Origin of the sequence: Achromobacter sp. UBA2119, assembly GCF_002331005.1 — a bacterium.
Lineage (GTDB): Bacteria > Pseudomonadota > Gammaproteobacteria > Burkholderiales > Burkholderiaceae_B > Achromobacter > Achromobacter animicus.
The window spans coordinates 289074-302059 of the sequence record NZ_DCYD01000009.1 but is presented as its reverse complement, the minus strand read 5'-3'; the positions used below and the strand labels follow the sequence as shown (position 1 = coordinate 302059).

Here is a 12986-nt window from a genome sequence, read left to right as displayed (position 1 = left end):
ACGACGGGAAAATGGACATCACAATCGACGCGCTGCTGACGGGCGCCGTGCGGCCGCTGGGCGATTCGGGGCGCGACAGCGGCATCGACAAGCACCCGGTCTCCGAGCGGCGCTGGCTCGGTCTGGAAGGACTGGACGGCGACGCGCAGGCGGACCGGCGCTTTCACGGCGGGCCGGAAAAGGCGCTGCACCACTACGCGCGCGACCACTATCCCGCCTGGCTGCAGACGCTGGGCGAACGCGCGGTGCTGCGCGCGCCCGGCGCGTTCGGCGAGAACCTTTCCACCACCGGCCTGACCGAAAACGACGTGTGCGTGGGCGACGTCTATCGCGCGGGCTCCGCGTTGATCCAGGTATCGCAGGCGCGCCAGCCGTGCTGGAAGCTGGATCACCGGTTCCAGCACAAGGGCATGGCCGCGCAGGTACAGGCCAGCGGCATGACGGGCTGGTATTACCGCGTGCTGCAGACCGGCTGGCTGGCGCCCGGCGACTCGCTGACGCTGCAAAAGCGGCTGCATCCGCAATGGTCGCTGGCGCGGGTGCAGGACATCCTGAACCGCCGTGTGCTGGACCCGGACGTGCTGCACGCGCTGGCCGCGCTGCCCGAGCTGTCGCCGAACTGGCGCGCGCTCTTTGAAAAGCGCGCGCGCGCCGGCGAAGTCGAAGACTGGACGCGGCGCCTGCAAGGCGATGCCGCCATCGCCCCTCCCAAGGAATCCCAAGCATGAAATCCCTGTTGCGCCGCTCGCGGTCGAACACTCCTGTAAATCGCGCGTTGACCGCCGCCGCGATCACGACCGCCGCGCTGATTGTGCCGGTGCCGCCGGCGCTGGCCGCCGGCGACTTTGCCGCCTGCCTGTCGCAGTTGCGCGCGCCCGCCTTGAAGGCCGGCGTGTCGGCGGCGACGTTCGACACGCACACCGCAAACCTCGCACCCGACATGGCGGTGATCGACCTGCTGGACGCGCAGCCGGAGTTCAAGACGCCCATCTGGGACTACATGGCGGGCCTGGTGGACGACGAGCGCGTGGCAGATGGGAAGGCCGGCATGGCGCGGTGGCAGGCCGAACTGGACCGGGCGTCGCAGCGTTATGGCGTGGACCCGGCCACGATTGCCGCGGTCTGGGGCGTGGAAAGCAACTTCGGCCGCACGCTGGGCGGACGGCCGCTGCTGACGTCCTTGTCGACGTTGTCGTGCTATGGCCGGCGCCAGGCGTATTTCCGGGGCGAATTCTTCTCCACGCTGAAGATCATCCAGGACGAACACATCGCGCCCGAGCGCCTGGTTGGCTCGTGGGCCGGCGCGTTTGGCCAGACACAGTTCATGCCGTCGACCTATCTGCGGCTGGCGGTGGATTTTGACGGCGACGGCAGGCGCGATCTGGTCGACAGCGTGCCGGACGCGCTGGCATCCACGGCGAATTTCCTGAAGCGCGCGGGCTGGAACCCGGCGCTGGCGTGGGGCTACGAGGTCAGGTTGCCCGCGAAGCTGGACACGTCCGGCGCGGGCCGCAAGAACAAACGGCCCATGTCGTCGTGGGTGAAACAGGGCGTGACGCGCGCCGATGGACAGGCGCTGCCAGGCGGCGATACGCCGGCGGGTCTGCTGCTGCCGGCGGGCCGCAACGGTCCGGCGTTTCTGGTGACGCGCAATTTCGATGCCCTGTATTCCTACAACGCCGCCGAAAGCTATGCGCTGGCCATTGCGCATCTGTCCGACCGCCTGCGCGGCGGCGGCCCGCTGATCCAGGCCTGGCCCACGGACGATCCCGGGCTGTCGCGCGCCGAAAGGCGCGAACTGCAGCGGCTTCTGATCGCGCGGGGCTATGAACTGGGCGAGCCCGACGGCATGATCGGCGCTCGCACGCGCCAGGCCTTGCAGGCCGCCCAACGCGAACTCGGCCTGCCGCCAGACGGACGCGCCGGCCAGAAGGCACTTAAGGCGCTCAGGACGTCGACAGCCACGCCGAAGGGATGAACCGAAAGCCCTATCCAAAAGCATGAGCCGCCCGCGCGATTTACAACTTTTGCAAAGTCGTCGCGGGAGGCAACAGCATTGCCGCGCACCGCGCTTTTCATCGGCCTATACTGATTTCCCCACTTTTTCAGGAGCGCGGCAATGAGTCTATTGGACACTTTGGCCTCGATGGCCGGCGGTGGTCAGCAGGGCGGTTCGGCCTCGCTGCTGCCTGCGCTGATCGAGCAACTGAACAAATATCCGGGCGGTCTGACCGGTCTGATCGCCAGCTTTCAGAAGGGCGGGCTGGGCGAAGTGGTGGCGTCCTGGGTGGGCACGGGGCAGAATCTGCCCGTCAGCCCTGACCAGCTCGGTTCCGTGCTGGATCCCGGCGTCGTGAACGAACTGGCGGCCAAGACGGGGCAGGACACCACTTCCGTGCTGGATTCGCTGTCGGCCCTGCTGCCGCAACTGGTCGACAAGGCCACGCCGGAAGGCGCGGTGCAGCCCGGCCAGCCATTCAACCCCGCCGATCTGCTGGGCTCGCTGTCCGGCATGTTCGGCAACCGCGGATAAAGGCTGGACAGTCCCCTGATACCCCCGCAGCTCAAATCCCCCCTGCGCCGGCGCCTCTTTCAGGCGCTGGCGTTAAGCGCCCTGGCGCCGCTGGCGGCATGTTCGCCGCCGCTTTCCCTGAACGCCACCTTCCTGCAGCTCTGGCGCAGCCACGCGGACCTGACGCCCGAAGACTGGCGCCAGCGGCTGCGCAGCTTCCGGCGGCTGGGCTGCCGCGAGATCTTCCTGCAATGGACCGGACTGGAAGGCGGGCGGCCGCACGACTGGATGGCCCCCGGGGCGCTCCTTGCGACCCTGTTCGACGAAGCCGCGCACCAGGGCATTGGCATCCACGTGGGCCTGCCGTACGACCAGCGCTGGTGGGACGTGCTGGCCCGCGCCGACACGCCCGCGCTGGCCGCCTTTCTGGACCAGACGCGCGAACGCGGCGCCACGTACATGCGGGAGTCCGGCTGGAATCAGCGGCGCGCGTTCCGCGGATGGTATCTGCCGTACGAACTGGAACAGTACAACTGGGCGTCCGCCGATCGGCAGGCGCTGCTGGTGCCATGGCTGGACGCGTTGTCGCGCGCGGCGCAAGAGACCAGCAGCAGCGTGCCGTGCATCTCGACGTATCACAGCCGCCTGCCGGGCGACGGGTCATTGATGAAGTTGTGGAGCCATGTTCTGGACCACGTGGGCATACACCCCATGATCCAGGACGGCGTCGGCGTGGCCGGGTTGGAGAACCTGCGGGCGCTGGAACCGCTCCACGACATGCTGCTGGCGCGCCACGCGTCTTTCGACCTGATCCTGGAACTGTTCGAGGAACTGCCGTCGGGCGCCACCGATGGCTCGACCTTCAAGGCGCGCTCCGCCGATTTTGAGCGGGTGCGTGAGCAGTGGGAGGTGGCGCGCGGCTACGGCGCCAAGCGCATCGTGGCGTTTGCGCTGGACCCGTGGGTCATCGACGACACGCCGGAGGCGCGTGCGCTGATGCAGGCCTGGATGGACGCCCGGCTCTGAAGTTCGCTTTGGCTGCGCGGCCCCGCAGTGCGCCTCTGGAATGCGCGGCGCCAGGCGCACCGCGTCAGTTGAAGCTGCGGCCGATGATTTCCAGCATGACCTCGTTGGTGCCGCCGAAGATGCGCAATGCGCGCGCGTCGGCCCACGCTCGGCCGATGCCGTATTCCGCCATGTAGCCGGAGCCGCCATAAAGCTGCAGCAGATCGTCCAGAATGCGGCCCTGCATTTCCGTCGCATTGAGCTTGGCGATGGCCGCCGTCGTCGCGTCCAGCTCGCCTTCCATCATGTGCGCCAGGCAATCGTCCAGGAAGACGCGCAGCATCGTGCTCTGCGCGCGCGCATTCGCCAGTTTGAAGCGCGTGTTCTGGTAGTCGATGACGCGGCGCCCGAACACCTTGCGGTCGCGCGTGTATTGCGCCGCCTGTTCCAGCATGCCTTCCTGCGACGCCGCCGCACGCAGCGCAATGGCCAGGCGTTCGCGCGCCAACTCGCGCGTCATGATCTCGAACGCATTGTTCAGCGGACCCAATAGGCAGTCGGCAGGCAGGCGCACGTCGTTGAAAAACAGTTCGCAGGTGTCCTGGCTGTGCTGGCCGATCTTGTGCAGGGGCGCGCCCTTCGTGTAACCCGGCAGGTTTTCCTCGACGCAGAACAGCGACAGCCCGCGCGCACCCAGATCGGGATCGGTGCTGGCCAGTACGATGGCCAGGCCCGCGTTCACGCCGTTCGTGATGAAGGTCTTCTGACCATTGAGCACGAAGTGTTCGCCATCGCGCCGCGCGCGCGTGCGCACGGCCTTCAGGTCACTGCCTGCGTCCGGCTCGGTCAGCGCGATGGCGCCGATGGTCTCGCCGCGCGCCATGGCAGGCAGCCAGCGCTGTTGCTGCGCGTCGGTGCCGACGTTCAGCAGATACGGCGCGACCATGTCGGAGTGGATCGAAAAGCCGATGCCCAGGTAATTGGCGCGGGCCAGCTCCTCGATCACCACGGCCGAATGCCCGAAGTCGCCGCCCGCGCCATACGGATCCGGCAGCGCGCAATTGAGCAGCCCCTCGTCGCCGGCCCGCCGCCACAGCGCGCGCGGGGTCACGCCTGCGTCTTCCCATTCGGCATAGCGGGGCGCGATCTCGCTCTCGATAAAGCGCTTGACCTGGTCGCGGAAGAGTTCGTGGTCGTCCCGGAAAACGCGGCGCATGGTGGCCTCCCTATTTCTTGTACGCGTCCGTGCCGCTGGTCTGGCCACGCAGCACGGGGGCCTCGGGCGTCCCGGTCAGGAACAGGCTGTAGTGGTCGCCCGGCTGCAAGGCAGGCAGCGGCAGCGCCTGCGACGCGGCCGTGCCGCAGCCGGCGGCCAGCGTTGCGCTGACCGGATTGATCGCGCGCGCGGCGGACGCGCCGGGCTCGACGTCCTTGAACAGGACCGGGCCGGACGGACTGACGGACAACTGCCCGGCGGGGCAATCCGTCGCCAGGTTGTAGAAGCGCAGCTCGGCCTTCAGCGCGTCCTGCGCGCCGGCGTTGTCGTCGATGACGCTGAACGACAGCCTGCCGCCGTCACGCCGCGGCACCAGCGTGCTGAACGTATCGGGCGCCACCTGCAGCGTGCCGGCAAGCTTGCCGTCGATGCGCACGTCGAAGGGCTGATTGCCCTTCACGATGGCGTAGGTGGTGGCCTGCCGGTCCGGTCCGATCTCCTGGACCGGCCCCTGAGCGACCTGCGCCTGCAGCGGATTCACGTGCGGATTGACCACCCGCACGAACGAGGAACCTGCCGGCGGGCGGGCGGCATACAGTTGCGCCAGCACGCCTTCGGCGGCGGCGCTGGCGGAGCAGGCCGCCAGCGTCAGGGCGAGGGCAAGACGAAAGGTTGTGCGAGTCATGTTTGCGGCTCCGGTTTCTTGCTGAGGCGCGTTTCAAGATACAGGCGTTCGAGCTGCTTGCGGTCCGCCTTGTCCGTGCTGGTGGTGGGAAAGTGCGGGCACGCCACCAGTTCTGACGGAATCATGTACGGCGGCAAACGCCGGCCCAGCGAGACCTTCCAGTCTGTCAGATCAGCGGGCAGCGGTTGCAGGCCGGGGGCAGGGGAGCGCGTACGCTGGTCGTTTGCGGCGGGTTCGACAAAGCCAATCAGCCTGACGATAGCGCCATCGGGCCGCCGCAGCGCCACCGTGGCGCCGGCACGCGCGCCAGGCAGGGCGGCGATGGCCGCGTCGATCTCCGCCAGTTCGATGCGATAACCATGCAGCTTGATCTGATCGTCGATGCGGCCGCGGAAGGTGACGGTGTGGCCCCTAGCGCCGGTGGCTTTTCTGGCCGCTATTTTTCCTGAAAGCATTCGTAATATGTGTCGAAATATGTCAAGTTTTCCGGGCATCATCCGAGTCGCGGAACATCGCTTCGCGCGATCGCATCACAGGGGAGATGCAGGTTTCATCCGGAATTTGGGGTCAATTCACCTGTGGCCGTTACAACTGCCAAGATAAAGCACGAAACAATAAATTTCCGTTATGAACGCCGGGCTTTAAACGCGCCGATTCGCGCCAACGGAAATGCCGCGTTGCAAAACGGGGCCGTTGTGCGGATAATCACGAGTAATTCTTATTTAGATTTCCGGGCGTCCCAGGATGGCCCGAGGTCCTTCTACCGCCGTGGCCAGCGACGCGTCGTCCTCACAAATCGAATCCCTGTACACCCACCATCACGGATGGCTTCATGGGTGGTTGCGCCGACGCCTGGGCAATTCGTGTGACGCGGCCGACCTGGCGCACGACGCTTTCGTGCGCCTTATCCAGAAGCCGCGCCGCTTCGACAGCGCTCCCGAGGCTCGGGCGTATTTGCGCGCCATGGCCAACGGCATGTGCGTGGACCTGTGGCGGCGCCGCCAGATCGAGCAGATGTGGCTGGAAGAACTGGCTGCGCGGCCCGAGGCCGTGGCGCCGTCGGCTGAACATCAGGTGATCGTCATCCAGGCGCTGCTGGAAATCGACGGCATGCTGCGCAGCATGCCCGTCAAAGCCGCCAATGCTTTCGTCATGGCGGTCGCATGCGAGATGTCCGACAAGGAAGTGGCGCAGGAGCTGGGTGTGTCCACCCGAATGGTCCGCAAGTATGTCGCCCAGGCCATGCTGCACTGCCTGATGCTGGAGGCGCGGTCGGTGGCCAACGCGCCTCCGATCCTTGTGCATCCGGCCGCTCCCGTGGGGACCGGTTCGGCATGACGGGCTGGGATTTCCGCGTTCGAGGCGCAACATGACCTCCGTGCAATCCGCCGTCGAGCCTACGCACCAGGCGCTTGAACAGGCCGCCGAATGGTTTGCGCTGCTGCGCTCCGGCGAGGCCACGCCCGACGAGCGCCGGCGCTGGCAGACCTGGCTTGAACGCGCGCAGGAAAACCGGACCGCCTGGGGCTACGTCGAGCGCATCAGCAGCCAGTTCCAACCCGTCCAGTCCAGCCCCGGCCGCGACGCCGCCGCCAAGGGCTATTGCGCGGCCAATAGCCGCATGGCGCGGCGGCGTCAGATGCTGTTCGGCCTGGCGGCGCTGGCCGGCACGGGCCTGTCCGGGCTGGCGGCGTGGCGTCTCACGCCGCTGCCCGGCGTGGTGCTGGCCTGGGCGGCCGATCACCGCAGCGCCACCGGCGAGGTTCGGCAGATCGAACTGGCCGACGGTTCCGTCGTCTGGCTCGGCACCGGCAGCGCCTTCGACGAGGATTACAGCGGCGGCCTGCGCCGGCTTCGCCTCTTGGCAGGCGAAATACTGATACAGACCGCGGCCGATCCCGCACGCCCGTTTGTCGTCGATACCCCGCAGGGCAGGGTGCGCGCCCTCGGCACGCGATTCACGGTGCGGCTCGACGGCGACGAGACGCTGGTGGCGGTCTACAAGGGCGCCGTCGAAGCGCGCACCGCCGTCACGGGCAGCACGCGCGTTATCCAGACGGGCGAGCAGACGCGCTTCACGGACGCAGCGCTGGCCGCCACGCAATCCGCCGATCCCGCGCGCGAGGCCTGGTCGCGTGGCATCCTGGTCACCAACAACACGCCGCTGGCGGATGTCGCCAGCGAGCTGCAGCGCTATCGCGGCGGCGTGCTGCGCGTGGCGCCCGAGATCGCCAACCTGCCGGTCATCGGCAGCTATCCGGCCACCGACCCCGATCGGGCGCTGGCCATGCTGGAAGGCGTTCTGCCCATCCGCATCCAGCGGACCTTGCCGTGGTGGGTCAGCATCCAGCCGCGCGGTGGTCCGGTCGGCAGCCGCTGACGCGATCCTCACCCTTTCCCGCCGCCCGCCCGTCCGCGATTCATCGCGATTCGCACGGCATCGCAACAATTTTTCTCCCGCCCGGTTCCGCTTTTGAGGTTCTCGTTCGATTCCCCAAATGAGAGCGAATTCAATCGCACGGCTCGTCGATAAACCTCATCGGAACCCAGTTCGTCATGCCCCGTCATTCAGTCCTTGCCGCTAAGCGGCCGCCCCACTCATTCCGCCGCCTCGCGGGCAGTTCCCGCCTGACCTGCTCGGCGCGTGTCGTGCAATTGGCGATCGCGGGCGGCGTGGCGGTCCTGGCCGTCGACGCGCCGGACGCCTATGCGCAGACCGCGGCGGCTCAACAATCCGCCGCAGCCGCGACGCGGCATTACGACATTCCCGCCGGCCCCTTGAGCACGGTGCTCGCCCGCTTTGTCAGCGAGTCAGGCGTGCTGGTCGCCGGCGCAGGCGAACTCGCGGAGGGCAAGCAAAGCCCGGGCGTGTCGGGCGACCTGGACCCGCGCGCCGCGTTGAATGCCTTGCTGGCGGGCACCGGCCTGGCCGCATCGCCGGCAGAGGGCGGCAGTTATGTGCTGCACCGCGCGGCGCCCGCCGGCGGTGTGGCCACGCTGGCGCCCGTCACCGTGCAAGCAGACGGCTTCGGTGCCACGGAAGGTTCGAACAGCTACGCCATGACCGGCCCCTTGTCCTTCGCCACCGGGCTGCCGCTCACGCAGCGCGAAACGCCGCAGACCATCAGCGTCATGACGCGCCAGCGCATCGAGGACGAGGGCGTCGACAGCATCGAGGCGCTGCTGGACCGCACGCCGGGCATCTCGGTGCAGAACATCGGCACAGGCCGGTTCTCGATTCTTTCGCGCGGCTACAACATCGATAACTATCAGTTTGATGGCGTCCTGACCGCGACCGACATCGTGTCGCAGAACATCCCGCAGAGCCAGACGGACCTGGCCATCTATGACCGCGTCGAGGTCCTGCGCGGCGCAACGGGGCTGATGACGGGGGCGGGCGATCCCTCGGGCACCGTCAACCTCATCCGCAAGAAGCCCACGCGCGAATTCCAGGGCTATGCCAGCGTGGGCGCAGGCACCTGGGGCCGTGGCCGCGGCGAACTGGACGTGGGCGGGCCCATCAACGACGCCGGCACATTGCGCGGCCGCTTCGTCGCCGCGCACGAGCAAGGCAACACGCATATCGACTACTACAAGGAAAACAAGACGGTTTTCTACGGCGTGCTGGAGGCCGATCTTACGCCGAACACAATGCTCACGGCGGGCATCGACTACCAGAACAACGATCCGCGCGGACAGTCGTCGACCGGACTGCCGCTCTTTTACGCTGACGGTCAGCAGACCGATTTCAAAGCGTCCGACAACGCCGGGGCACGCTGGAACACCGACGAGCTCAAGGTCTACAACGCCTTCCTCAACCTCGAGCACAAGTTCGCCAACGACTGGAAGCTCAAGTTTTCGGGCAACTACCTTCACGGCAAGCGCGAGTTTTCGTCGGCCGACGCCAGTTGGGGTTTCGTCGAGCGCAATACGGGCGACGGCGTGCAGTTTTATGGCGGCCTCGGTAGCGCCCGCCAGCGCCAGACCGGCTTCGACGTGCAGGCGGCCGGACCATTCGAATTGTGGGGAAGGCAGCACGAGTTCGTCGTGGGATTGAATTGGGCGGAGTTCAATAACTATCACGAGCCGGCCGACGACGACATCGAAGGCCGTGACGTCAACATTTACACCTGGGGCAACGACACTGCAGGGCCTACCGCGTCAGGCGAGAAACTCATGGATTACGACGGCTGGCAAAAGCAGCAGGGCGTCTATTCCGCGTTGCGCTTGAAGCCTACGGACGACCTCGCCGTCATCGTGGGCGCGCGCGTCAGCAACTACCGCTACAAGCTCTCGCAGATCTACACGTCGCCCGCGCTGGCGCGAAACAACAAGATCACGGAAATGAGCGAAAGCGGCGTTGTCACGCCCTACGCCGGCATCGTCTACGACCTGAACGACCAGCATTCCGTCTACGCCAGCTACACCAGCATCTTCAAGCCGCAAAGCGCCCGCGATCGCAATGGCAACGTGCTGGACCCGCGCACCGGCGACAACTACGAAATCGGCTTGAAGAGCGACTACTTTGGCGGCCGCCTCACCAGCGCCATCGCGCTCTATCAGATCCGCCAGGACAACCTGGCCGAAGTCGACGAAGGCCAGTTCGTGCCCGGCACCGTACGGGAACCGGCGTACCGCGCCGTCAGCGGTGCCAAAACGTCGGGCCTGGATATCGAGTTCAACGGCGAATTGGCCCCCGGCTGGCAAGCCGCGCTCAGCTATAGCTACAGCATCACCAAAGACGGCGAGGGCGGGACCATCCGAACCAACTTCCCGCGCCACATGGCCAAGCTGTGGACCACCTACCGCCTGCCCGGCGACTGGCACCGCCTGACCGTGGGCGGCGGCGTCAACTGGCAAAGCCGCATCTACTACAGCGCCACTACCTGGTCCCTGCCGGGCGTGACGCTCAAGGGCGAGCAGCCCGCCTACGCCGTCGCCAACCTGATGGCGCGCTACGACTTCAACCGCCAGCTCTCGGCAACGCTGAACCTGAACAACGTGTTCGACAAGAAGTATCTGCAGGGGCTGGACACCACCTTCTACACCGGGATTTACGCACCTACCCGCCACGCCATGCTGACGTTGAAGTATCAGTTCTGACCTGGGAGGCCGCGCGCGCGCCCGATCTGCTTCTGCTGGAGGGGGGAAGGCTGACGTGGGCGGCCAGGCGACCCGAGCTGCCTGACGCGGCCACCCTAATGCGAGTAAGGTACGGGAAAGGCCGTTTCGCCTGGCACGCCGGCCTGTGCCGCCAGCAGGAACCGAACACCATGAAGATTCATCACGCAGCGCTGCGCCTGCTGCTCGCCGGGGCGGCCATTGCAGCCCTCGCCGCCTGCGCAGAGACCCCGCAGCAACCGCGAAACAACGTGGACTACCGCAGCCGGCCGCTGGATTCGCCGGCGGGTTCCAACAACAACACCAACCCGTCCGGCCAGCGTCTGACGATTCAATCGGGCGAGGGCGAACGCCTGAATCTCCCCTGGTTCATCGAAGGAGCCCAGGACTGGGTCAACCGGCAGTGACCCAGACGAAAAAAATCCTCAAGGGTCTGCACCCTTGAGGATTTTTGGTTTCAGCTGACGTTGCTGAACGGAATTTGGTGGAGCCGGGGGGAATTGAACCCCCGTCCGCAAGCCCTCCGCAACCAGTTCTACATGCGTAGTCGATTTATTTGGTTTTAACTTTGGACTTAGCCAACCGACAGGCCGGACCAAAGCGATTCACGTAATTTAAATCTGAGCCGTGTGACCCCAGCGCAGACCGATTCCTTGTGAATGTCGCTGCTGCGGTTCGAGGGTTACCCCCCTAGGAAGTTGCCTTCCTCCGCCTGACCCAAGGACAGATCAGTGCAGCGGCTCACCGCTTAAGCGGCGAGAGCGAAACGCTCGTCGTTGGCGTTTGTAGTGTTCCAGTGGTTTAACGAGCGTACTGGTGCTCGGCATGCCCTGAGTTGTTTCGCGACCCACGTCGAATCCGGATCGGCCCCAAGACCTTCCATTGTACTGCAAATGCAAGCGCCTGCCATCCTGTAAACCCAAGCGGTGTCAAGCGTGGCGGGGGCGAGACAAGCTTGGCGTCAGGCCGCGTTGGCGCACGCCGCCTTGGATTGCCGCCGGCCCCGGGACGCCGCCATCATCAGTGCGGCCAGCCCGACGGAAGCCGCCACGATGACGGCCGCGGCGCCGCCCAGCGTCGCCAGGCCGTAGTGGTCGATCACATGTCCGCCAACCACCGCGCCCAGGCCGATGCCGATGTTCGCGCCGGAGATGTTCAGCGACGCGGCAAACGCGGGCGCCTCGGGGGCGGACTTCATCAGCCGAACATGGCAGACGATGAAAAGCGCGGCCTGGGCGATTCCCCAGATGCCCAGCGCGACAGCCAGCAGGCCGTGCGACTGCATGACCGGCGCGACGAACGCCAGGCCGACCGCCATCAGCGACGAGAACAGCGCCGTGGCGCCGAGCGGGCTGCGGTCCACCAGGCGTCCTCCCAGCGTGTTGCCCACCAGCCCGACGGTGCCAAACGCCATCATCGTCCAGCCGACGGTCTCGCCGTCAAAGCCGCCCAGCCGCTCCAGCATGTCGGCAAGATAGGTATAGGCCGTAAACATGCCGGTGAAAACCAGCAGCGACAGCACCACATGGCTCACAACGATGGGTTTGCGCAGGATCCGCAGCTGCGTGACGAGGCGCACGCTGTCGGCGCGGATGCGCGTGCTGGGGAAGGTCAGTAATAGCAGCAGGGCCTTGGCAAACGCCACCACGGACAGCACCCAGAACGCGGCGCGCCACCCGAACGCGTCCGAGATCAGCACACCGATCGGAATGCCGAACACCGTGGCGGCGACGATGCCGAACGCTACCGTCGAAATGGCGCGGCCGGCGCGCGCGGGACCCACCAGTTCGACGGCGGTGGCGCTGGCCAGCGACCAGAACACCGGCAGGGCCAACGCCGGCACAAAGCGGGCGATCGCCATGATCCAGATGTTGGGCGCCACGGCGGCCAGCGCGTTGGACAGGCCAAATAGCACCAGCACCCCGATGAACAGGCGCTTGCGCTCCATGTTGGCCATCAGGGCGGTGAGCAGGGGGCCGGTCGCCGCGACCGTGAAGGCAAACAGCGTCACCAGCAGGCCTGCCTGGGAAACGGTCACGTCCAGATCGCGGGCAAGCCCGGGCAGCAGCCCCACGATCAGGAACTCGGTGGTCAGGATGGTGAAGCCGGCGGCGGAAAGTAGCAGGATGGGCAAAAGCATAGGCATTCCTTGAACGCGAGGCGGGATGGCGCCGCGCGGGCAGGGAGTTGAAGGCAAGGTCAAAAGGTCTGGCGTGCGCCGCGTCAACGTAGCGGGCACGGTGCGGCGGGACGGAGGTCCGCCAGCACGGAGATGTCGTCGCCGCCTGCGAGAGGCTGCAACGCCGGCATGAGCCGGAAACGGAGCGATCCGGACAACCCGGATCGCGATGCACGGTTCACACTTTAGGGGAGATCGCCGGACGGATAAACCCCCGGCATCCGGATAGATTGTTCGGCCTGCTGCACTAATTCGACAGAACAATCGC

11 protein-coding genes, 1 other RNA gene and 1 pseudogene are annotated in these 12986 nt (G+C 66.4%); 8 read left to right on the top strand and 5 right to left on the bottom strand.

The genetic code is table 11. The features are described 5' to 3' along the window. The first annotated feature begins 11 nt into the window (after positions 1-11). From B3098_RS06635 to B3098_RS06620, 4 genes are all read left to right on the top strand, one after another. A complete protein-coding gene (locus B3098_RS06635) occupies positions 12-728 on the top strand; it encodes an MOSC domain-containing protein (protein ID WP_286893222.1) in 717 nt (238 codons plus the stop codon). Continuing rightward, complete coding sequence (locus B3098_RS06630; protein ID WP_286893221.1) at positions 725-1978, top strand: lytic murein transglycosylase; 1254 nt, start codon at positions 725-727, stop codon at positions 1976-1978. The genes B3098_RS06635 and B3098_RS06630 overlap by 4 nt, the downstream gene beginning before the upstream one ends. A gap of 141 nt (positions 1979-2119) precedes the next feature. Continuing rightward, on the top strand, positions 2120-2533 hold the full coding sequence (locus tag B3098_RS06625) for a YidB family protein (RefSeq protein ID WP_175122855.1): 414 nt from the start codon (positions 2120-2122) through the stop codon (positions 2531-2533). Between the two features lie 3 nt (positions 2534-2536). Beyond that, entirely contained in the window at positions 2537-3538 is a 1002-nt protein-coding gene (locus B3098_RS06620; protein ID WP_349677729.1) for a DUF4434 domain-containing protein, read from the top strand. A gap of 64 nt (positions 3539-3602) precedes the next feature. On the opposite strand, the gene B3098_RS06615 is transcribed toward B3098_RS06620, so the two are convergent. The 3 genes and pseudogenes from B3098_RS06615 to B3098_RS06605 form a co-directional block, all read right to left on the bottom strand. After that, the gene (locus B3098_RS06615) at positions 3603-4733 is read right to left on the bottom strand and encodes an acyl-CoA dehydrogenase family protein (protein WP_286893216.1); all 1131 of its coding nucleotides are present in this window, start codon (positions 4731-4733) and stop codon (positions 3603-3605) included. A gap of 10 nt (positions 4734-4743) precedes the next feature. Further along, positions 4744-5418 (bottom strand): alginate O-acetyltransferase AlgF, encoded by a 675-nt coding sequence (locus B3098_RS06610; RefSeq protein WP_175122853.1) that lies wholly within the window; start codon positions 5416-5418, stop codon positions 4744-4746. Further along, positions 5415-5810 (bottom strand): annotated as a pseudogene (locus B3098_RS06605) (D-alanine--poly(phosphoribitol) ligase); the annotation flags it as partial. The gene B3098_RS06610 and the pseudogene B3098_RS06605, both read right to left, overlap by 4 nt. Before the next feature lie 352 nt (positions 5811-6162). Between B3098_RS06605 and B3098_RS06600 the strand changes: the two are divergent. The 4 genes from B3098_RS06600 (at position 6163) to B3098_RS06585 (ending at position 10946) form a co-directional block, all read left to right on the top strand. Continuing rightward, complete coding sequence (locus tag B3098_RS06600; RefSeq protein ID WP_286893211.1) at positions 6163-6756, top strand: sigma-70 family RNA polymerase sigma factor; 594 nt, start codon at positions 6163-6165, stop codon at positions 6754-6756. A gap of 31 nt (positions 6757-6787) precedes the next feature. Further along, positions 6788-7798 carry a FecR domain-containing protein gene (locus tag B3098_RS06595; protein WP_286893209.1) on the top strand — a complete coding sequence of 337 codons (1011 nt, stop codon included), beginning with the start codon at positions 6788-6790 and terminating at the stop codon, positions 7796-7798. Positions 7799-8067: 269 nt separating this feature from the next. Continuing rightward, positions 8068-10521 carry a TonB-dependent siderophore receptor gene (locus tag B3098_RS06590; protein ID WP_286893207.1) on the top strand — a complete coding sequence of 818 codons (2454 nt, stop codon included), beginning with the start codon at positions 8068-8070 and terminating at the stop codon, positions 10519-10521. 170 nt (positions 10522-10691) lie between these two features. Then, the gene (locus B3098_RS06585) at positions 10692-10946 is read left to right on the top strand and encodes a hypothetical protein (RefSeq protein WP_279973166.1); all 255 of its coding nucleotides are present in this window, start codon (positions 10692-10694) and stop codon (positions 10944-10946) included. A gap of 75 nt (positions 10947-11021) precedes the next feature. Here the strand turns inward: B3098_RS06585 and ssrA are convergent. Together ssrA and B3098_RS06575 are read right to left on the bottom strand one after the other, a co-directional pair. Further along, positions 11022-11410, bottom strand: a transfer-messenger RNA (tmRNA) gene (ssrA, locus tag B3098_RS06580). Positions 11411-11500: 90 nt separating this feature from the next. Beyond that, positions 11501-12679 carry an MFS transporter gene (locus B3098_RS06575; protein ID WP_286893203.1) on the bottom strand — a complete coding sequence of 393 codons (1179 nt, stop codon included), beginning with the start codon at positions 12677-12679 and terminating at the stop codon, positions 11501-11503. Positions 12680-12986: the final 307 nt, after the last annotated feature.

Excerpts from the sequence above, each read along its gene's own strand:
- B3098_RS06635 (WP_286893222.1), top strand. The coding sequence starts at position 12 with ATGGACATCACAATCGACGCGCTGCTGACGGGCGCCGTGCGGCCGCTG.
- B3098_RS06630 (WP_286893221.1), top strand. The coding sequence starts at position 725 with ATGAAATCCCTGTTGCGCCGCTCGCGGTCGAACACTCCTGTAAATCGC.
- B3098_RS06625 (WP_175122855.1), top strand. The coding sequence starts at position 2,120 with ATGAGTCTATTGGACACTTTGGCCTCGATGGCCGGCGGTGGTCAGCAG.
- B3098_RS06615 (WP_286893216.1), bottom strand. The coding sequence starts at position 4,733 with ATGCGCCGCGTTTTCCGGGACGACCACGAACTCTTCCGCGACCAGGTC.
- B3098_RS06610 (WP_175122853.1), bottom strand. The coding sequence starts at position 5,418 with ATGACTCGCACAACCTTTCGTCTTGCCCTCGCCCTGACGCTGGCGGCC.
- B3098_RS06600 (WP_286893211.1), top strand. The coding sequence starts at position 6,163 with ATGGCCCGAGGTCCTTCTACCGCCGTGGCCAGCGACGCGTCGTCCTCA.
- B3098_RS06595 (WP_286893209.1), top strand. The coding sequence starts at position 6,788 with ATGACCTCCGTGCAATCCGCCGTCGAGCCTACGCACCAGGCGCTTGAA.
- B3098_RS06585 (WP_279973166.1), top strand. The coding sequence starts at position 10,692 with ATGAAGATTCATCACGCAGCGCTGCGCCTGCTGCTCGCCGGGGCGGCC.
- B3098_RS06575 (WP_286893203.1), bottom strand. The coding sequence starts at position 12,679 with ATGCTTTTGCCCATCCTGCTACTTTCCGCCGCCGGCTTCACCATCCTG.